Raw genomic sequence first — 17,753 nt, 5'->3', positions numbered from 1 at the left:
CCGCAAATATAGTCCTTTGCCGGCGCGGCGGATGTGCCGGAAGGCGTGGTTGGGGCTGGCGCGCGCGGCCTGCGCCATGGGCGCTGCGCATTCATCCACGGCAGCTGCGGACGAGCGCGTGGCAGTGGTGGATGACGTCGCCGGAGCAGGCTGCCGCAAGGCGTGTGGACAGCATGGCGAAATCGTTGGCCTGATGCCCGCCACTGCGGCGATGAACGCCTGTTCATGCCTGCCAGCATCGCGTGAGGACATCGCGGTTTCGGCTCACATGCCTTTTATGCCGCGCCGTCCAGCATTCCCCCACGACGCAACGCGGCAAGACGCTTCATACCGGCCGAGCGACATCCAGGGAACACGACCCGACGTGCCCGTTGCGCGATGTTCGCCGGCCCATCCAGTTCGCCGGCCCATCCAGAAGGAGTCCAAGCATGAGCATTCAGAGCAAGACCACGCACAGCCTCAACGACCTCATCGCCATTTCCCGCGACGGCAAGCAGTTCTACGAAGAAGCCGCGCAGAAGGTCGGCGACGCGGAACTGTCGGCGCTGTTCCTGCGCATCGCCGGGGTCAAGTCGGACATCGTCAGCAGCCTGAGCGCCGTGGTCCAGGCGGTCGGCGGCAAGCCCGAGGAGCACGGCACCATGGTCGGCAGCATGCAGCAGATGTACGGCAAGGTGCGCGCTGCGCTGGGCGACACCAAGTACGGCTACGTGGCCGAACTGGAAGAGTCCGAGGATCGCCTGATGAAGGCGTTCAACGAGACCATCGCCGACAGCGACACCCCGGTCGCCGCGCGCGATGCGGCCACTCGCCTGCTGCCGGAAGTGCGCGCCTGCCACGACGTGATGCGCAACCGCAAGCTGGCGATGAAGAACGCGGCGTAAGCCGCCGGCCGGACCGCGCGTCCGGCCGATCGCAGCAAGTCTGCGCGATGTCGCCCGTGGCGAGCATCCTGTGGACGCCGCAGTGAAGCGAAGGCCGACCGGATTGTCCGGTCGGCCTTCTGCGTTTCTGCGCCGCGGCCATCGCGCCGCTTGCGATGCGCCGGCCGCTGCGCGCTTGCTACCATGGCCGCCCGATCATTGCCGACTCGTCGCGGCCTTTCGCCGCACTCACGCCGATGGCCCACGATGCTTCCTCCGCAGGCGCGCAGTTCTCGCTGGGCTTCGCCGCATCGGCGCCGCGCGAGAGCCTGTTCTTCGCATTGCTGCCGGACCCGGCCACCGCACAGCGCGCGTTCGCGCTGGGCGAGCGCCTGCGCGCCGAGCAAGGCCTGCGCGGACGCGCGCTGCCGCCCGAACGCCTGCACGTCACCGTGCACTATCTCGGCGAGTACGCCGGCGTGCCGCCGCGGCTGTTGCAGCAGGCGCATGCCGCCGGGCAGGCGTTGGCGTCGGCACCGTTCGAACTGTGTTTCGACCGGGTCGCCAGCTTCGGCCGCGGCCGCGGCGCGCGGCCGCTGGTGATGCTTGGCGACGCCGAGCCGACGCCGCTGCGCGAATTGCGCCACGCGCTGCAGTGGCAACTGGGCCAACAGGGCCTGGCCACGCGCGCCGATGCGACCTACGTCCCGCACCTGACCCTGGCCTATGACGATCGGGAACTGCCGCCACAGGCGGTGCCCGAATTGCGCTGGACGGCCGCCACGCTGAGCCTGGTCCGCAGCGTGCAGGGGCAGGGCCGCCATCTGCACGAAGCGACCTGGCCGCTGCGCGCGGATCCGGCCCGCGCAGCGCACGAACACGGAGCGGCCCCATGAGCGATCCGATGGGCGAACAGGCGCCGCTGCGCCTGCCCGACGCGCAATGGACGCAGCTGCAGGCGGCCTACGCCACGCCGCCGCGCGCCTACCACCACTTCGGCCACGTACAGGCGGTGCTGGGCCACTACGCCGAGGTCGCCGCCGCGGTGGGTTGGCGGCAGCCGCGCGAGGTCTACCTGGCGGTGCTGTACCACGACGCGGTGTACCAGCCCGGGCGCGGCGACAACGAGGCGCAGTCGGCGCGCCTGGCGCAGGCGGCGATCGCGCAATGGCTGCCCGACGCCGGGCTGGACGCGGCGCGCGTGGCCGCGCTGATCGAACTGACCGCGCGCCACGGACAACTGACCGCCGCCGCGGTGGATGCCGAAGCGGCGCTGTTCCTGGATTGCGACATGGCCATCCTCGGCGCCGATCCCGCCGCGTTCGCCGCCTACGATCGCGCCATCGCCGAGGAGTACCGCGGCGTGGTGCCGGGCTGGCTGTACCGGCGCAAGCGCCGCGCGTTCCTGAAGACGGTGCTGGCGCAGCCGCGCATCTTCCTCAGCGACTGGTTCCATGCGCGCTACGACACGCCGGCGCGCGCCAACCTGCGCCAGGCGATCGGCTGAACCCGCCGGCCGCGCGCTCTACAATCGCATCCCTGCGCGCGCACCGGCGTGCCTTCTGCCGCACACCGTGATGTCCGATCCCGATTCCGATTCCGCCATGGCCGACCCGCGCCCGCAGCCGCCCGAACCGCCGGCGCCCGGCGACTGCTGCAACAGCGGCTGCCCGCTGTGCGTGTACGACCTGTACAACGAGGACGTGGAGCGCTATCGGCAGGCGCTGGCGGCGTGGCGGTTGCGCCATCCCGGGGCCGCGCCGGACGCGTGAGCGCCTGCTGCAGCGGCCTCGTCGCCTCGCGCCGCCTCGCTGCGACATGCCGCGGCCAAGGCGCGGCGACGCGCTGAGCTACCGCGCATGAACCGGCGTCCGCGCCGCGCTTCGCGCTGCTGCCGTTCGGGATTATCTTTACACGCCTTTTCAGGATTGCCGGATGATGCGAATGCGTGGCGGATGGATGTGGGGAAGTGCGTTGGCCGGGCTGGCCGCAGCGGCTGTCGCCTCGGCGGCGCCTGGCGCAGCGACGCCCGCAGCGCCCGCGGTGCCGGCCGCCGCCCCGGAAAAGCTCAGCCACGGCCGCTTCGAGCAGGTGCCGGTACTGTTGCCGCAGGGCGATGCGCAGCGCGTGGTGTTGTGGTTCGCCGGCGGCAAGCGCGGCGAGGCCGCGCGCGCGCGCCAGATCGAGGCCCTGCGCCACGACGGCGCGATGGTCGCGGTGATCGACAGCGCGCACCTGCAGGCGGTGCTGGCCAAGATCCCCGGCACCTGCGGCTTTTCCGCCGGCGACGTGGAGAACTTCTCGCGCTACGTGCAGGCCTATTACCACATGCCCACCTACCACCTGCCGCTGCTGGTCGGCGATGGCGACGGCGCGGCGCTGGCCTATGCGGTCGCGGCGCAGGCGCCCAAGCAGCTGCTGGCCGGCATGGTCACCGAGGATTTCTGCCCGGTGCAGGTGCTGGACGACCAGATCTGCGGCGCCGGCATCACCGCGCCGGCACGCGCGCTGCAGCCGGCGGCGCTGCCGGTGCCGTGGCTGGTGGCGGCCGCCGCCACGCCGGCCACGCGCTGCAGCCAGCAGAGCGATGCGTTCGTGCAGAAGGTGCCGCAGGCGCGGCCGTTCCGCCGCAGCGCCAGCGGCGATGCGCTGCCCGGGCTGCGCGCGGCGGTGCGTTCGCTGGGCGCGCAACCGGGAGTCAGCCTGCCGCCGACGCCGGCCGACCTGGCCGGGCTGCCGGTGGTCGAGGTGCCGGTCGCGGCGGGCACCGCCGCCGGCGGCAACGGCGAGGTGTTCGCGATCTTCGTGTCCGGCGACGGCGGCTGGGCCGGGCTCGACCAGCAGGTCGCCGGCGCGCTGGCCCAGGCCGGCATCCCGGTGGTCGGCGTGGATTCGCTGCGCTACTTCTGGAGCGAGCGCACGCCGCAGGGCTTCGCCACCGACCTGGACCGGATCTACCGCCACTACAGCCGCCTGTGGCAGCGCGGGCGGGTGGTGCTGATCGGCTTCTCGCAGGGCGCCGACGTGCTGCCGGCGGCGTACAACCAGTTGCCGGCGCCGATGCGCGCGCAGGTGCGGGCCACCGCGCTGCTGTCGCCGGGCAAGACCGCCGACTACGAATTCCATGTGTCCAACTGGATCAGCTCCGACGACGACGGCCTGCCGATCGCGCCGGAAGTGGCGAAGATGCCGGGCGCGCAGACCCTGTGCATCTACGGCGAGGACGACGACGACGCCCTGTGCCCGGACCTGCCGCGCGGCGCCGCGCAACTGGTGAAGCTGCCCGGCGACCACCATTTCGAGGGCGACTACGCGGAGCTGGCCAAGCAGATCCTGCAGCGGGTCGATTAGGGCCGGGATTCGGGATTCGGGATTCGGGATTGGGGATGCCCCGGCACGCTGTTCGGTACGATGCCTGCTGCAGATAGGGTTTCAGCCTCCTGCAATGCGCATTTGCGAATCCCCAATCCCGGCTTCTTCAATCCGGCTTGCGCGGATCCAGCGAAATCAACCGCGTCACGTCCAGCAGCGCCGCCGGCAGATGCATGCCGCCGGGCGCGGCCAGGTAGCGGGTGCGCCAGGTCGGGGCGAACTTGGACTTGAAGCGGCGCAGCCCAGTGAAGCCGTAGAAGCGCTCGCCGTGGCGCACGATCAGGTTGCCGAAGCGGTTCCAGCGCCCGGCCAGGCGGTGCTGGGCCAGGCCCGACAGCGGCGCCATGCCCAGCGAGAAGCGCTGGTAGCCCTGGTCGCGGCCCCACAGGAACAGCTCGATGAACAGGAAATCCATCGTGCCCTTCGGCGCGTCGGCGATGTGCCGCATCAGGTCCACCGACAGCTCGTGCCCGGCCGGCGCCTGCCACAGGTTGGCGAAGGCGACGATCCTGCCTTCGGCCTCGACCACCGCGATCGGGAAGCGGCGCAGATAGGCCGGGTCGAAGCTGCCGAGCGAGAACCCCTTCTCCTCGCCGGCCTTTTCCTCCAGCCACTGCTGCGAGACCTCGGCCAGCGCCGGCATCAGCGCGTCGATCTCCTCCAGCGGCACGATGCGGAAGCTCAGCCCGCTGCGCTTGCCGCGGTTCCAGGCCTGGCGCAGGTCGGCGCGTTCGCGCCCTTCCAGGTGGAAGCCTTCCAGCGACACCATCGCTTCCTCGCCAAGCTTGACCAGGGTCAGGCCCAGGTCCAGGTAGGTCTGCCAGTGCTGCTCGCCGACCTGGTAGAACACCGGGCGCAGGCCCAGCCGGTCGGCTTCCTCGCGGAAGCGCCAGATCAGTGCCCGCGCGGTCTCCGCCGGCCCCACCGGATCGCCCATCGCCACCAGCGAACCGCCGTAGCGCTGCATCATCACGAAGCCCTGGCCGTCCTCGGCCGGCAGCAGCGCCTTGTCGCCGGTCAGCACCAGGCAGGCCTGGGTGTCGGTGGCGGTGGCCAGCACCGGCGCCAGCGCGTCCAGCTGCGCCGCGTCGGCCGGCGGCAGCGGCGAACGCGTGCTGTGCAGCAGCCGCGCCATGCCGAACACCACCACCGCCACGCTGACCAGCAGCACCGCGCGCAGCGCGCGCGGCGCGTTGGCCGAGGTGGCGAACTGCCACCACAGCTCGTTCTGGTATTCGACGTGGCTGTAGACGAAGAACAGCAGCCACACCGTGGCGATCAGCACCAGGCCCAGGTTGCGGATCCACGGCCACGACCAGGCCTCGTCGAGCAGCGCGCCCTGGCGGTAGAACTCGCGGCGCGCCCCCCACAGCCCGGCAGCCACCACCAGCGAGGACAGCGCCACCGAGGCGTGGCCGCCGCGCAGCCAGGCCGGCAGCGGCAGCAGCACGCAGATGCCGATCGCCAGCGCCCATGCCGCATGGCTGCGCCGCTGCAGGCCCTGGCCGATCAGCAGCAGCACCACGCCGCCGAGGCTGGCCAGCAGGTGCGAGGTCTCCACGATCGACAGCGGCGCCATGCCCAGGCGCCGCTTCGGCGTCGGCAGGGTGCCGTCGATGACCAGCGCCGCGCCGACCGCGAACACCGCCATCGCGATGATCTGCGGCAGCCACGGGCGCAACGTGCCCCAGGCCACGCGCACTCCGCCGGCGCTGACCGCCAGCGGCCGGCGCAGGCCGCTGGCCGCGGCCATCAGCACCGACAGCAGCAGCGGCACCACGTAGTAGGTGATGCGGTAGATCAGCGCCGCCGCCAGCACCGCCGCCGGCGCCACGCCGGGCAGCAGCTTGAGCAGGCTCCATTCGAACACGCCCAGCCCGGCCGGCACGGTCGACATCAGCCCGGCCACCACCGCGACCAGGTACAGGCCGACGAAGCCGACGAACTCGATGCCCGACTCGTTCGGCAGCAGCACGTAGAACGCGGCGCTGGCCAGGCCCAGTTCGACCACGCTCAGCGCGGTCACGCCGAGCGTGGTGCGCCGGTCCGGCAGCCACAGTTCGTGGCTGCGCCAGCGCAGCGTGCGGCCCTCGCGCCCGGCCAGCAGCAGCATCAGGCCGAAGCCGGCCAGCAGCGCGATGCCGATCGCGCGCACCGCCGGCGCGGCGAGCGGCAGCGCCAGCGCCGCCGAGGCCGGTTCCAGGGTCAGCGCCAGCGCCAGCAGCAGCCAGGCGCCGAACACGAAGCCGAGCGTGCTCATCAGCACCACCTGGCCGATCTCGGCCAGGCTCAGCCCGACCCGGCCGTAGCCGCGCAGGCGCACCGCGCCGCCGGTGAGCGCGGCGAAGCCCAGGGTCTGGCCGACCGCGTGCGCCAGGAACGCGGTGATGCTGATCCGCATCGGATGCAGCTTGCGCCCGCTGCGGTGCAGGCCGACCGCGTCGAAGCCGATCAGGCAGGCGTAGCTGCTCAGGCCCAGCAGCAGGGTCAGCGCGATCTGGCCGACGCCGAGCTGGTTGAACGCATGGCGGATCGCGGCATAGCCGTGGGTGCTGAACTCGGTGGCCAGCGCGCGCAACGCCAGCGCCAGGATCGCCAGGCTGGCCAGCACCGGCAGCGCACGGCGCCAGCCGGGGGCGGAGGAGGGAACGGAAGGTGCGGCGTCGGTCATTGCGGGCGAGCGTAAGCGAAGAAGAAGGGCGGCAGCGCGCGCAGGCCGGCGGCGTTGCGCAGGTGCGCGCTGCGAAGAGCGTGGGCCGTCACGGTGGCGAGCCTGGAGCGGGCAGGGGGCTGGTCCATCGCGATGTCGGTTGCCTGGGGCTGTGCCGGCGGCCGGCGTCGCGCATCATAGTGGAATCGCACGTCGGCACCGCGTCGGTGTGCGCCGAGGGTGCCGGCGCGGAGACGCCGCGCATCGCGTCCCCGATCCGATCCGGAGCCATGCCCATGCCGTCGCCGATGGACCTTGCCCCCGCGCCGCTGCGCTGGCCGCGCCGCGCCGGCGCCCTCGCCACGCTGCTGTGCCTGCTGTTCCTCGGCACCGCGCTGGCGCTGCAACTGCTGCGCGCGGACCTGCACTGGCAGCAGGCGACGCTGAGCCTGTACCTGCACGGTCCCGGCGGGCTGCTGCTGCGCGTGGTCTACGTGCTGCTGGCGGCGGGCATCGTCGCGCTGGCCGCCGGCCTGTATGCGCAGGCTCCGCCGCAGGCGCGCAGCGCCGCGCCGACGCTGCTGTTCGTGGTGGCCGCGCTGGGCCTGTGCGGGGTGGCGATCGGCGACAGCTACCTGCCGCAGCGCGCCCCGTTGCTGGCGCCGCTGCTGCACGGCCTGTTCGCGCAGACCGCATTCCTGTGCGTGACCGCGGCGATGCTGCTGCAGAGCGCCTGGCTGCGCCGGCAACCGCACTGGCGCGGCAGCGCCGGCGCAGCGTTCGCGCTGGCGCTGGCGGCCTTCGTCGCCCTGTGGGTGCACGTGCTGTGGCGGGCGCCGCCGCGCGGGCTGACCCAGAAGCTGGCGATCGTGCTGATCCTGGCCTGGCTGCTGCCGGTGGCGTACCGGTTGTGGCGGCCTGCAGCGGCGGCGCAATCGCGCGACAATGGCCGCGTTTCCCCTCTTCAGGACATCGCCTCATGATCCAGCGTTTCGATACCGGCCCGCGCATGTCGGAAATGACCGTGCACAACGGCGTGGCCTACCTGGCCGGGCAGATCGCCGACGACACCGGCGCGGACATCGCCGGGCAGACCCGCCAGGTGCTGGCGGCGATCGACGCGCTGCTGGCGCGCGCGGCCAGCGACAAGAGCAAGGTGCTGCGCGCGGAGATCTACATGACCGACCTGGCCGAGTTCGCGGAAATGAACAAGGTCTGGGAAGAATGGGTCTGTCCGGGCAGCACCCCGGCACGCGCCACGGTGCAGGCCAAGCTGGCCAATCCCGAGTGGAAGATCGAGATCGTGGTGACTGCGGCGGTGTGATGGGCAGGGATTCGGGGTGCGGTGCGTTTTGTGCTCCCTGTAGGAGGGGCTTCGGCCCCGACGCTTTTGCGTAGCGTCGGGGCTGATCCCGGATAGGGGACAGGAGCCGCTCCTGCAGAGGTCGTCGCGCCGAATGCGGCGCGCGGCGGCGCTCAGCGCAGTTCGATGCAGTCCACCGGGCAGGCCGGCACGCACAGCTCGCAGCCGGTGCACAGCGGCGCCAGCACCGTGTGCATGTGCTTGGCGCCGCCGACGATGGCATCGACCGGACAGGCCTGGATGCACTTGGTGCAGCCGATGCAGTCGGCCTCGATCACGAACGCCACCTGCGGCGGCTTGTGCGTGCCGCGGCTGCGGTCGTAGGGCAGCGGCGCAGTGCCGAGCACCCGCGCCAGCGCGCGCGCGCCGGCATCGCCGCCAGGCGGGCAGCGGTCCACCTGCGCCGCGCCGCGCGCCATCGCCTCGGCATACGGGCGGCAGCCGTCGAAGCCGCACTGCCCGCACTGGGTCTGCGGCAGCAGGCGATCGAGGCGTTCGAGCAACGGGTCGTGGGCGGGCTTCATGGGCGATTGGGCTGCGCGGCGCGCCGCGCGGCATGGGTCAGGCGATGCGGCGGCCGCCGTACCAGCGCTCGTGCGCCAGTGCCAGCATCGGCCGGTCCTCGCGGCTGTCGCCGTAGGCATAGACGCGCGAGCAGGCCGCCACATCGTAGCGCGTACGGATCAGCCGCGCCTTGTGCGGACCGCAGTCGCCGTCGGCGTAGCGTCCGGTCAAATGCGGGTTCACGGAGTGGATCAGTGCCGGGGAATCGCTTCAACGAATCCCCAATCCCCACTCCCCACTCCCGGCCATCACCGCACCGGCATCCCCGGCTGCGCGCCGCCGTCGGCGTCGAGCAGCGCCAGCGCGCCGCCGTCGAAGCCGGCCGACAGGATCATGCCTTCGCTCAGGCCGAAGCGCATCTTGCGCGGCGCCAGGTTGGCGATGAACACCACGTTGCGGCCGACCAGTTTTTCCGGCTCGGCATAGCTGCCGCGGATGCCGGAGAAGATCTGGCGCTTGCCCAGCTCGCCGGCGTCCAGTTCGAAGCGCAGCAGCTTGTCCGAGCCCTCGACGAATTCGCAGGTCAGCACCTTGCCGATGCGCAGGTCGAGCTTGGCGAAATCGTCGATGCCGATGAAGCCGGGATTGGGGAGTGGGGATTCGGGAGCGGCGGCCTTCGCTTCGGTCTTGGCCGGTGCCGGCTTGGCGGCGGCGGGGGCGGGGGCGAGGGTGTCCTTGGAGGCGTCGGTCATGGCGTCGATCAGTTTCGGGTCGATTCGGGTGAACAGCGGGGTGTAGGGCTGGATCGTATGCGCCAGCAGCGGTGCGTCGAGGTCTTCCCAGGCGGTCAGCGGCGCGGACAGGAAGGCCTCGGCCTCGGCGCTGGTGCGCGGCAGCACCGGCTTCAGCGCGCCGGCCAGCACCCGGAACAGGTTCAGGCCTTGCGTGCACACCGCCTGCAACTGCGCCTCGGCGCCGTCCTGCTTGGCGATCACCCACGGCTTGTGCTCGTCGATGTACTTGTTGGCCTCGTCGGCCAGGGCCATGGTCTGGCGGATCGCGCTGGCCGCGTCGTTGCGTTCGTAGGCCTCGCGGATCGGCGCCAGCGCGGCGACGAAGCGCGCGTACTGCGCCGGGTCCGGCAGCGCGTCGGCGAGCCGGCCGCCGAAGCGCTTGTCGATGAAGCCGGCGCAGCGGCTGGCCAGGTTGACGAACTTGCCGACCAGGTCGGCGTTGACCCGCGCCACGAAGTCGCCCAGGTTCAGGTCCAGGTCGTCCACGCCGCCGGAGGACTTGGCCGCGAAGTAGTAGCGCAGCGCTTCCGGCTCCAGGCCCACGTCCAGGTAGGTGCGCGCCATCACGAAGGTGCCGCGCGACTTGGACATCTTGGCGCCGTCCACCATCAGGTAGCCGTTGACGTGCAGCCGGGTCGGCGCGCGGTGGCCGGTGCCGTGCAGCACCGCCGGCCAGAACAGGCCGTGGAAGTTGACGATGTCCTTGCCGATGAAATGGTGCAGTTCGGTGGCGGTGCCGGCGGCCAGGTGCGGCTCGAACGCTTCGCCCAGGCTCGCGCACAGGGTCTGGAAGCTGCTCAGGTAGCCGATCGGCGCGTCCAGCCACACGTAGAAGTACTTGCCCGGCTGGCCGGGGATCTCGAAGCCGAAGTACGGCGCGTCGCGCGAGATGTCCCAGGCGCGCAGCCCGCCCTCGCTGTCCAGCCACTCCATCAGCTTGGCCTTGACCCCGGGCAGCGCCACGTCGCCGGCCAGCCACTGCCGCAGGAAGCCGTCGAAACGGCCGACCTCGAAGAAGAAGTGCTCCGAATCGCGCAGCTCCGGCGTGGCGCCGGAGATCACCGACCTGGGTTCCTTCAGCTCGGTCGGCGCGTAGGTGGCGCCGCAGACCTCGCAGTTGTCGCCGTACTGGTCGGCGCTGCCGCAGTTCGGGCAGATGCCCTTGATGTAGCGGTCGGGCAGGAACATGCCCTTGGCCGGATCGTAGAACTGCGCCACCGAGCGCCGCGCAATGTGGCCGCCGGCGTCGAGTTTCGCGTAGAACGCCTCGGTCAGCGCGCGGTTGGCGGCCGAGTTGGTCGAGTCGTAGTGGTCGAAGGCCACGCCGAACGCGGCGAAGTCGCGCTCGTGGCTGGCCTGGATGTTGGCGATGAAGTTCTCCGGGGTGACTCCGGCCTTTTCCGCGGCGAGCATGATCGGCGTGCCGTGCGTATCGTCGGCGCAGACGAACCAGGTACGGTCGCCGCGCAACCGCCGCGCGCGCACCCAGATGTCGGCCTGGATATAGCCGACCAGGTGCCCCAGGTGCAGCGGACCGTTGGCATAGGGCAGGGCGGTGGTGACGAGAGCGGTGCGGGTCATGGCGAACGGCGATCCTGGGGGATCGCGATTATCGCATTGTCTTGGAGCGGGGATCGGGGAGCGGGGGATTCGGGATCGGAGGCGTTCCGGTCGGCCGCAAGGGCTGCATGCCGCTGCAAAAAAGGGCGCCCGAAGGCGCCCCGCTTTCTTACCAATCCCGAATCCCCACTCCCGAATCCCGGCCCTTCACTCCCTGACCCACGTCTGCGTCCGGCCCAGCGCTTCGATGCCGATGTAGCCGCGCATCTGCAGCTTCTTGCCGCCATCGCTGAGGGTGACCTTGGCCTTGTAGGTCTTGCCCTTGGCCGGGTCCAGCACCGAGCCGCCGCTCCAGGTGGCGGTGCCGTCCGGCTTGAGCCCCCACAGGATCGTCATGCCCTTGATCGGCTTGCCCTTCTGCGCGCCGTCGCATTTGTCGCACAGCGGGTTGGGGCCCTTGTCCGATTGCAGGATCTCGATCACCTTGCCGCTAAGCGTGCCGTTGCCGGCCTGTTCGATCTGCACGATCGACTTGGGCTTGCCGGTCTCGTCGTCGATGGTCTTCCAGCGGCCGACCGGCGAGGTGTCGGCGGCCTGCGCGACGAACGCGGCCACGCTCAGCGGCAGGGCCAGCAGCAGGGTCTTGAAGGTGGTGCGCATGTGTCCCCTCCCAGGGTGTGTCCAGAGCGGTCGGCGCGATGCCGACCTGGAGCCGACTGTATACCCAAGCGTATGGTGCTGGGAATCGCCGGCCGCAGGCGGTTCAGCAATGCGCCGTGCGCCAATGCTGCAGGGGTGGGCAGGTGCTGCGCGCGCCCTCGCGTCGAAACGCGCCTCAGCCGCTCTCGTACAGTTCCAGCGGCAGGTCGTCGGGGTCGGCGAAGAAGGTGAAGCGGCGCCCGGTGTACTCGTCGACGCGGATCGGCTCGGTGACCACGCCGTGCGCCTGCAGGTGGGCGACGGCCGCGTCCAGGTCGGCCACGCGCAAGGCCAGGTGGCGCAGGCCGCAGGCTTCCGGGCGGCTGGGCCGCGGCGGCGGCGCCGGGAACGAGAACAGTTCGACCTGGGTGCCGTCGGGCAGGCCCAGGTCCAGCTTCCAGGAATCGCGCGCTGCGCGGTAGGCCTCGGCGACCACGCGCAGGCCGAGGATGCGGCAGTAGAAGTCCTTGGACCGCGCGTAGTCGGAGGCGATGATCGCCACGTGGTGCAGGCCGCCCAGGGTCAGGCTCATCGGCACAGCGCCTGGCCGAACTGCAGCAGGTGCCCGTCCGGATCGTGGATCGCGAATTCGCGCATGCCGTAGGCGAAGTCCTCGAGCGGATAGGCGATGCGCGCCTGCGACTGCAGGCGGTGCCAGCAGCCGTCCACGTCGTCGGTGCGGAAATACAGCGAGCTGCAAACGCCGGGATCGGCAGCGCCGTCCGCCGCCTGGCGCGCGGCCAGCATCAGCGCCAGCGGGCCATGCCGCAGCGACGCCCAGCCGGCGTCCGCGCCGCCGCCGTCGATGCGGAAATCCAGCACGTCGGTGTAGAACGCCAGCGCGGCGGCCAGGTCGGCGCTGCGCAGCATCGGCGTCAACGCGGTCAAGGCCATGCGTTGCTCCGCGGCGGAAGGATGGGAAACAGCCATGTACCGAGCATAACGCAGCGATCGGCGATCGCGCCTGAATCGTGCCGGGCATGGCGGTCGTGCGGCGGCGAAGCGCATGCGCCACGCGCGCAGTTCGAGCGTGCGGTCGCCGCGCTCATCCACGCGGCGCGCGCAGCGTGGCCTGACACAATGGCGGCATCACGTTCGCCCGCGAGGACGCGGCCATGCCGCACAACCCATTGGCCGCGCTGCTGGCCGACGATCGCTGCATCGTGCTCGACGGCGCGCTGGCCACCGAACTGGAGGCGCGCGGCTGCGATCTCGGCGATGCGCTGTGGTCGGCGAAAGTGCTGCTTGAGCAGCCGCAGCTGATCCGCCAGGTGCACCTGGACTATTTCCAGGCCGGCGCGCAATGCGCGATCACCGCCAGCTACCAGGCCACGCCGTCCGGGTTCGCCGCGCGCGGGCTGGACCTGGCGCAATCGCAGCGGCTGATCGCCCGCAGCGCGCAGCTGGCGCTGGAGGCGCGCGAGGCCTATCGCGCCGCGCATGCCGATGCCGGCCCGCTGCTGGTCGCCGGGTCGGTCGGGCCGTATGGGGCGTTCCTGGCCGACGGTTCGGAATACCGCGGCGACTACGCGCTGCCGCGGGCGCAGATGCTGGACTTCCACCGCCCGCGCATCGCCGCGCTGGTCGCGGCGGGCGTGGACCTGCTGGCCTGCGAGACGCAGCCGTCGCTGGCCGAGATCGCCGCGCTGCTGGACCTGCTGGAGGAATTTCCGCAGACCGTCGCCTGGTTCTCGTGCACCTTGCGCGATGCGGCGCACCTGAGCGACGGTACGCCGTTGCGCGCGTTGGCGGACCTGCTCGACGGCCATCCGCAGGTCGCCGCGCTCGGCGTCAATTGCGTCGCGCCGGAGCTGGCCACCGCGGCGCTGCAGCACCTGGCGCCGCTGACCGCGTTGCCGCTGCTGGTGTATCCGAATTCCGGCGAACGCTACGACGCCGCCGGCAAGCGCTGGCAACGTGCAGGCGCCGATGCCTGCGCCCTGGTCGGGCATCTGGATGCATGGCGCGCGGCCGGCGCGCGCCTGATCGGCGGCTGCTGCCGCACGACGCCGCAGGCTATCGCGCAGGTGGCGCGGCAGCTGGCGCTGGGCGCGTCGCCGGGCGGCTGATCCGCCGCCGCATCGACACGGCTTTGCAGGCGGTGTCGATGCGCGACGCCCTGCGCGCGCGGTTCAGCCCGTCCGGGCGTTGCCGGCAACGCCCGGGCCGGGCTCAAGCCCCTCCTGCACGATCAGCCTGGGCGATCGCTCAGCGCTTCTTGCTCGCCACCCAGCGCTCGATCTTTTCCTGCAGCACGTCCAGCGGCACCGAGCCGTCCTTCAGGATCTCGGCGTGGAACTCGCGGATGTCGAACGTGTCGCCGAGCTGCGCGCGCGCGTAGTCGCGCAGTTGCAGGATCTTCATCTCGCCGATCTTGTAGGACAGCGCCTGCCCGGGGATGGCCATGTAGCGCTCGGCTTCGGCCTCGGCATCGGTGCGGCTGGTGGCCGAATTCTCCAGCATGTAGTCGATCACCTGCTCGCGGGTCCAGCCCTTGCTGTGCAGGCCGGTGTCCACCACCAGGCGGATCGCGCGCCACAGCTCGTTCTGCAGGTAGCCGAAGTAGTTGTACGGGTCCTGGTACAGGCCCAGTTCCTTGCCCAGCGATTCGGTGTACAGGCCCCAGCCTTCGATGTAGGCGGTCTCGCCGCCGAAGCGGCGGAACTTGGGCAGGTTGGTCAGTTCCTGCTGCAGGCCGAGCTGGAAGTGGTGGCCGGGAATGGCCTCGTGCAGGTACAGGTCTTCCGCGTCCCAGGTCTTGCGGCTCGGCAGGTCGTAGGTGTTGACGTAGAAGATGCCCGGGCGCGAGCCGTCCTCGCTGGGGCGCATGTACGAGCCGCCGGCCGCCGACTGCGCGCGGTACGGTTCCACCGGACGGATCTCGAACGCCGCCTTCGGCTTGAGCGTGAACATGCGCGGCACCGCCGCGTCCACCCGCGCTTCCAGCCCGCGGTAGTAGTTCAGCAGCTCGTCCTCGCTCTTGAAGGTGAAGCGCTTGTCGGTCTGCATGAACTTGAAGAACTTCGGCATCGAGCCGCGGAACTTCACCTGCTTCATCACCGCCTGGATCTGCCCCTGGATGCGCGCGACCTCGTCCAGGCCGATCTGGTGGATCTGCGCCGGGCTCAGCTCGGTGGTGGTGCTCTGGCGCACGTTGTACGCGTACCAGTCCGCGCCGCCCGGCAGCGCGCCGACGCCGGCGGTGCTGCGCGTGGCCGGCAGGTACTCGGTGGCGATGAAGCCGCGCAGCGCGCGGTAGGCCGGCATGATCCGGTATTCGATCATGCGCTTGTATTCGGCGGTGATGCGCTGCTTCTCGGCCTCGGGCATGTCCGCCGGCAGGTTGCGCACCGGGCCCCAGAACAGGCTTTCCTCGGCGCTGGGCTTGATGATCGCGTCCAGCTGCGGCAGCACCTTCTCCATCAGCGCGCGCGGCTGCACCACGCCGGCCTTCATGCCTTCGCGCATGTTGGCGATGGCCTGGTCGAACAGGGCCGGAATGCCGAGCGCGCGCCGCGACCAGTTGTCGTAGTCCTTGACCGTGCGGAACGGCTGCGCGCCGGTGCCGGAGCCGAGCATCACCATGATGCTGCCGACGTTGTAGAACTGGTTCACCGGCTGCATCCAGCTCGGGTACTTCTCCGCTTCCAGCGCGTTGCGCGCGTCGCCGACGAAGATCTCGTAGCTGAGCAGGTCCTGCCCGCTCAGCCCGTCCTTGCCGATCGCCTCGGCCTTGCCCAGCCACTGCACGGTGAAGTCGTGCGACTGCTGGCGGAACGCGGCCGACAGGAAGTTCGGCAACTGGTCGTTGTAGCGGCTGTCGCCCTGGAACGTGGCCTGCAGCGGGTTCAGCCTCAGCGAGGCTTCCCAGTAGTCGTCGTACAGGCGGTTGAGCTGTTCGGCCTTGCTGCGCACCACCGGCGCGGCGGCCGGTCGCGCCTTCCTGGCCTTGCTGGCCTTGGCGCGGGTCTGCGAGGTCTGCTGTTTGGCGGTCTTCTTCTTGGCCGCGTCCGCCGGCGCGGCCAGCGACAGGCTCAGGACGGCGGCGATGGCGAGCGACAGCAGGCGGGGAAAGCTGGGCGGCATTGCGGGCTCCAACGACAAGCGAGCCCGGGAGCTTGCCCGATCCGCACCGTGGAGGCCACCCACCGCCGCGTGCGCGGTCAGGAAAAATCCAGTGCGGGGCAGCCCGGCCGATGCCTGTGCGACCGGCGTGCCGCGGCGCGCACGCAGGCCGGGCGGATGTCTTCGGCGTTCGCGCCGGCGCTGCGGGGCGGGGCCGGCGTTGCGCCGCGGCGGCGCTGCCGGCGCGCGGACATGGCCCGCGGCGTGGCCGCGCATCCGCGCATTGCGCGGGCGCTGCGCGGCTCAGTCGGCCGCCGCTTCCTCGCGCAGCTGTGCGGCGCGCGCGGGACTCAGGTAGTCGGTGATCAGCCGCCGCATCAAGTACAGCAGCGGGATCAGCAGCACCGCCAGCAGCATCTTGCACAGGTAGTTGAGCGTGCTCACCGCCAGGAACAGCGGGATCGACCAGTGCTGCGGGCCGAGCACGAAGGCGATGTAGATGACCACGAAGCTGTCGATCAGCTGCGACACCGCGGTGGAGCCGGTGGCGCGCAGCCACACGTGCCGTTCGCCGGTGGCGTTGCGGATGCGGTGGAACACCGTCACGTCGATCAGCTGCCCGGCCAGGAACGCGACCAGCGAGCCGGCGATGGTCCACAGGCCCTGGCCGAACACCGCGGCGAACGCGGCCTGGTAGTCCGGCACGCCCTGCGCCTGCGCCGCGCCGACCCAGAATCCGGCCGGCGCCAGCGCGATCGCGGCGAACGCGAACAGGAAGCCGTAGCCGATCAGCGCCACCGCCAGCCAGGAGATGAAGCGCACCCCGCGGCGGCCGAAGAACTCGTTGATGGTGTCGGTGAGGATGAACACCAGCGGCCACAGCAGGGTGCCGGCGGTGAAGTTCATCGAGCCGGCCTGGCCGAACAGGTTCCAGTTCAGCGGCGCGATGCCCAGGGTGTCTTCCAGCGCGAAGATCTTGACCCCGATGAACTCGGCGAGCGCGGCGTTGACGCAGAAGAACGCGGCCAGGCCGATGAACAGGCGAACGGCGCGATCGTCCAGCGTGCCGTTGCGCATCGTCCTTCCCTCAGCGGTCCATGGTGCGGGTGAACGGCACGCTGTCCGGCGCCACCGCGCCGCCGGAGATGATGAAGCTCATCGCCTGGTCCACGCTCCAGTCGGTCGGGGTCAGCAGCTCCACCGGCACGATCTCCAGGTAGCCGGAAGTCGGGTTCGGCGTGGTCGGCACGTACACCGCGGCCAGTTCGCGGCCGGTGCCCTGTTCCTTGATCACCCGCGTCACCAGGCCCACCGACTTCATGTCGCGGTGCGGGAAGTCGATCAGCACCACGCGCTGGGTGCTGCCGGGCTGGGTCTGCAGGATGTCCAGCAGCTTGCGCGCGCTGTCGTAGACCACGCTGGCCAGCGGGATGCGGCGCATCACCGCCTCGAACCAGCGCAGCAGGCGCTGCCCGACCACGCGCCGGCTGAGGATGCCGACCAGCAGGATCACCGCCAGGGTGGCGATCAGCGCGATGGTGTTCTGCACCCACAGCGCGGTGACCCAGCCCATCTCGCGCGGAAACGAGGCGGCGATGCGCGCCGACAGCGGCACCACCCACGGGCTGCTGATGCCCGACAGCAGCACGAACACGAACTTGACCACGACCCAGGTCAGCCAGATCGGCAGCAGGGTCAGCAGGCCGGTGAAGAACAGCCGTTGCAGGGACGGGCGGGGGTGCGGAGCGGGGGTATCGGGCGACATCGGCGTAGTGTAGTGGAGCGCTGCGCCGGCCGCTGCGCCGCCGGCACGGATGGCGCACGCCGTGCAGGTGCGATTGGGGCGGCATCGACGCGCGTTCCTGCTGCGTCGAGCCGTCCGC

The 17,753-nt window shown here is 70.9% G+C and carries 17 protein-coding genes and 1 pseudogene; 8 read left to right on the top strand and 10 right to left on the bottom strand.

Annotated features, from left to right (window positions below):
• Positions 1–428: 428 nt before the first annotated feature.
• From OCJ37_RS13480 to OCJ37_RS13460, 5 genes are all read left to right on the top strand, one after another.
• Complete coding sequence (locus OCJ37_RS13480) at positions 429–884, top strand: PA2169 family four-helix-bundle protein (protein WP_263110040.1); 456 nt, start codon at positions 429–431, stop codon at positions 882–884.
• A 236-nt stretch (positions 885–1,120) separates the two neighbouring features.
• Positions 1,121–1,759, top strand: a complete 639-nt coding sequence (locus tag OCJ37_RS13475) for a 2'-5' RNA ligase family protein (RefSeq protein ID WP_263110039.1) — start codon at positions 1,121–1,123, stop codon at positions 1,757–1,759.
• Positions 1,756–2,370 carry an HD domain-containing protein gene (locus tag OCJ37_RS13470; protein WP_263110037.1) on the top strand — a complete coding sequence of 205 codons (615 nt, stop codon included), beginning with the start codon at positions 1,756–1,758 and terminating at the stop codon, positions 2,368–2,370. Before OCJ37_RS13475 ends, OCJ37_RS13470 begins: the two co-directional genes overlap by 4 nt.
• Before the next feature lie 70 nt (positions 2,371–2,440).
• Entirely contained in the window at positions 2,441–2,635 is a 195-nt protein-coding gene (locus tag OCJ37_RS13465) for an oxidoreductase-like domain-containing protein (protein WP_263110035.1), read from the top strand.
• A gap of 172 nt (positions 2,636–2,807) precedes the next feature.
• Complete coding sequence (locus OCJ37_RS13460) at positions 2,808–4,214, top strand: virulence factor family protein (protein WP_263113689.1); 1,407 nt, start codon at positions 2,808–2,810, stop codon at positions 4,212–4,214.
• 127 nt (positions 4,215–4,341) lie between these two features.
• On the opposite strand, the gene mprF is transcribed toward OCJ37_RS13460, so the two are convergent.
• On the bottom strand, positions 4,342–6,906 hold the full coding sequence (mprF, locus tag OCJ37_RS13455) for a bifunctional lysylphosphatidylglycerol flippase/synthetase MprF (RefSeq protein ID WP_263110034.1): 2,565 nt from the start codon (positions 6,904–6,906) through the stop codon (positions 4,342–4,344).
• A 275-nt stretch (positions 6,907–7,181) separates the two neighbouring features.
• On the opposite strand from mprF, the gene OCJ37_RS13450 reads away from it, so the two are divergent.
• Together OCJ37_RS13450 and OCJ37_RS13445 are read left to right on the top strand one after the other, a co-directional pair.
• A complete protein-coding gene (locus OCJ37_RS13450; RefSeq protein ID WP_263110033.1) occupies positions 7,182–7,868 on the top strand; it encodes a DUF998 domain-containing protein in 687 nt (228 codons plus the stop codon).
• Complete coding sequence (locus OCJ37_RS13445) at positions 7,865–8,209, top strand: RidA family protein (RefSeq protein WP_263110032.1); 345 nt, start codon at positions 7,865–7,867, stop codon at positions 8,207–8,209. The genes OCJ37_RS13450 and OCJ37_RS13445 overlap by 4 nt, the downstream gene beginning before the upstream one ends.
• A gap of 152 nt (positions 8,210–8,361) precedes the next feature.
• Here the strand turns inward: OCJ37_RS13445 and rnfB are convergent, their stop codons facing one another.
• The 6 genes and pseudogenes from rnfB to OCJ37_RS13415 form a co-directional block, all read right to left on the bottom strand.
• Positions 8,362–8,772: an Rnf electron transport complex subunit RnfB gene (rnfB, locus tag OCJ37_RS13440; RefSeq protein WP_263110031.1), complete on the bottom strand. Its 411-nt coding sequence runs from the start codon at positions 8,770–8,772 to the stop codon at positions 8,362–8,364.
• A 37-nt stretch (positions 8,773–8,809) separates the two neighbouring features.
• Positions 8,810–8,983, bottom strand: a pseudogene (locus tag OCJ37_RS13435) (HAD-IB family hydrolase); the annotation flags it as partial.
• A gap of 77 nt (positions 8,984–9,060) precedes the next feature.
• Positions 9,061–11,127 carry a methionine--tRNA ligase gene (gene metG / locus OCJ37_RS13430; RefSeq protein WP_263110029.1) on the bottom strand — a complete coding sequence of 689 codons (2,067 nt, stop codon included), beginning with the start codon at positions 11,125–11,127 and terminating at the stop codon, positions 9,061–9,063.
• 186 nt (positions 11,128–11,313) lie between these two features.
• Complete coding sequence (locus OCJ37_RS13425) at positions 11,314–11,766, bottom strand: DUF2147 domain-containing protein (protein WP_263110027.1); 453 nt, start codon at positions 11,764–11,766, stop codon at positions 11,314–11,316.
• Positions 11,767–11,941: 175 nt separating this feature from the next.
• Positions 11,942–12,337, bottom strand: a complete 396-nt coding sequence (locus OCJ37_RS13420) for an SMU1112c/YaeR family gloxylase I-like metalloprotein (RefSeq protein WP_263110026.1) — start codon at positions 12,335–12,337, stop codon at positions 11,942–11,944.
• On the bottom strand, positions 12,334–12,699 hold the full coding sequence (locus tag OCJ37_RS13415; protein WP_263110025.1) for a VOC family protein: 366 nt from the start codon (positions 12,697–12,699) through the stop codon (positions 12,334–12,336). The genes OCJ37_RS13420 and OCJ37_RS13415 overlap by 4 nt, the downstream gene beginning before the upstream one ends.
• Positions 12,700–12,920: 221 nt before the next feature.
• Here OCJ37_RS13415 and mmuM point away from each other — a divergent pair, with 221 nt between their 5' ends.
• Positions 12,921–13,874, top strand: a complete 954-nt coding sequence (gene mmuM, locus OCJ37_RS13410; protein WP_263110023.1) for a homocysteine S-methyltransferase — start codon at positions 12,921–12,923, stop codon at positions 13,872–13,874.
• A 139-nt stretch (positions 13,875–14,013) separates the two neighbouring features.
• Here the strand turns inward: mmuM and OCJ37_RS13405 are convergent, their stop codons facing one another.
• From OCJ37_RS13405 to OCJ37_RS13395, 3 genes are all read right to left on the bottom strand, one after another.
• Positions 14,014–15,891: a DUF885 domain-containing protein gene (locus OCJ37_RS13405; RefSeq protein ID WP_263110021.1), complete on the bottom strand. Its 1,878-nt coding sequence runs from the start codon at positions 15,889–15,891 to the stop codon at positions 14,014–14,016.
• A 282-nt stretch (positions 15,892–16,173) separates the two neighbouring features.
• On the bottom strand, positions 16,174–16,947 hold the full coding sequence (locus OCJ37_RS13400; RefSeq protein ID WP_263110020.1) for a queuosine precursor transporter: 774 nt from the start codon (positions 16,945–16,947) through the stop codon (positions 16,174–16,176).
• Between the two features lie 10 nt (positions 16,948–16,957).
• Positions 16,958–17,635: a DUF502 domain-containing protein gene (locus OCJ37_RS13395; RefSeq protein ID WP_263110019.1), complete on the bottom strand. Its 678-nt coding sequence runs from the start codon at positions 17,633–17,635 to the stop codon at positions 16,958–16,960.
• Positions 17,636–17,753: the final 118 nt, after the last annotated feature.

This window comes from Xanthomonas sp. AM6, assembly GCF_025665335.1.
Lineage (GTDB): Bacteria > Pseudomonadota > Gammaproteobacteria > Xanthomonadales > Xanthomonadaceae > Xanthomonas_A.
The sequence above is the reverse complement of the archived record's forward strand: the minus strand, read 5'-3'. Positions and strand labels throughout refer to the sequence as shown.

What these genes read in the sequence shown, in the direction of transcription:
- rnfB (WP_263110031.1), bottom strand. Translation starts at nt 8,772, where the DNA reads ATGAAGCCCGCCCACGACCCGTTGCTCGAACGCCTCGATCGCCTGCTG.
- mmuM (WP_263110023.1), top strand. Translation starts at nt 12,921, where the DNA reads ATGCCGCACAACCCATTGGCCGCGCTGCTGGCCGACGATCGCTGCATC.
- OCJ37_RS13460 (WP_263113689.1), top strand. Translation starts at nt 2,808, where the DNA reads ATGCGTGGCGGATGGATGTGGGGAAGTGCGTTGGCCGGGCTGGCCGCA.
- OCJ37_RS13400 (WP_263110020.1), bottom strand. Translation starts at nt 16,947, where the DNA reads ATGCGCAACGGCACGCTGGACGATCGCGCCGTTCGCCTGTTCATCGGC.
- metG (WP_263110029.1), bottom strand. Translation starts at nt 11,127, where the DNA reads ATGACCCGCACCGCTCTCGTCACCACCGCCCTGCCCTATGCCAACGGT.
- OCJ37_RS13445 (WP_263110032.1), top strand. Translation starts at nt 7,865, where the DNA reads ATGATCCAGCGTTTCGATACCGGCCCGCGCATGTCGGAAATGACCGTG.
- mprF (WP_263110034.1), bottom strand. Translation starts at nt 6,906, where the DNA reads ATGACCGACGCCGCACCTTCCGTTCCCTCCTCCGCCCCCGGCTGGCGC.
- OCJ37_RS13480 (WP_263110040.1), top strand. Translation starts at nt 429, where the DNA reads ATGAGCATTCAGAGCAAGACCACGCACAGCCTCAACGACCTCATCGCC.
- OCJ37_RS13475 (WP_263110039.1), top strand. Translation starts at nt 1,121, where the DNA reads ATGGCCCACGATGCTTCCTCCGCAGGCGCGCAGTTCTCGCTGGGCTTC.
- OCJ37_RS13405 (WP_263110021.1), bottom strand. Translation starts at nt 15,891, where the DNA reads ATGCCGCCCAGCTTTCCCCGCCTGCTGTCGCTCGCCATCGCCGCCGTC.
- OCJ37_RS13420 (WP_263110026.1), bottom strand. Translation starts at nt 12,337, where the DNA reads ATGAGCCTGACCCTGGGCGGCCTGCACCACGTGGCGATCATCGCCTCC.
- OCJ37_RS13415 (WP_263110025.1), bottom strand. Translation starts at nt 12,699, where the DNA reads ATGGCCTTGACCGCGTTGACGCCGATGCTGCGCAGCGCCGACCTGGCC.
- OCJ37_RS13465 (WP_263110035.1), top strand. Translation starts at nt 2,441, where the DNA reads ATGTCCGATCCCGATTCCGATTCCGCCATGGCCGACCCGCGCCCGCAG.
- OCJ37_RS13395 (WP_263110019.1), bottom strand. Translation starts at nt 17,635, where the DNA reads ATGTCGCCCGATACCCCCGCTCCGCACCCCCGCCCGTCCCTGCAACGG.
- OCJ37_RS13425 (WP_263110027.1), bottom strand. Translation starts at nt 11,766, where the DNA reads ATGCGCACCACCTTCAAGACCCTGCTGCTGGCCCTGCCGCTGAGCGTG.
- OCJ37_RS13470 (WP_263110037.1), top strand. Translation starts at nt 1,756, where the DNA reads ATGAGCGATCCGATGGGCGAACAGGCGCCGCTGCGCCTGCCCGACGCG.
- OCJ37_RS13450 (WP_263110033.1), top strand. Translation starts at nt 7,182, where the DNA reads ATGCCGTCGCCGATGGACCTTGCCCCCGCGCCGCTGCGCTGGCCGCGC.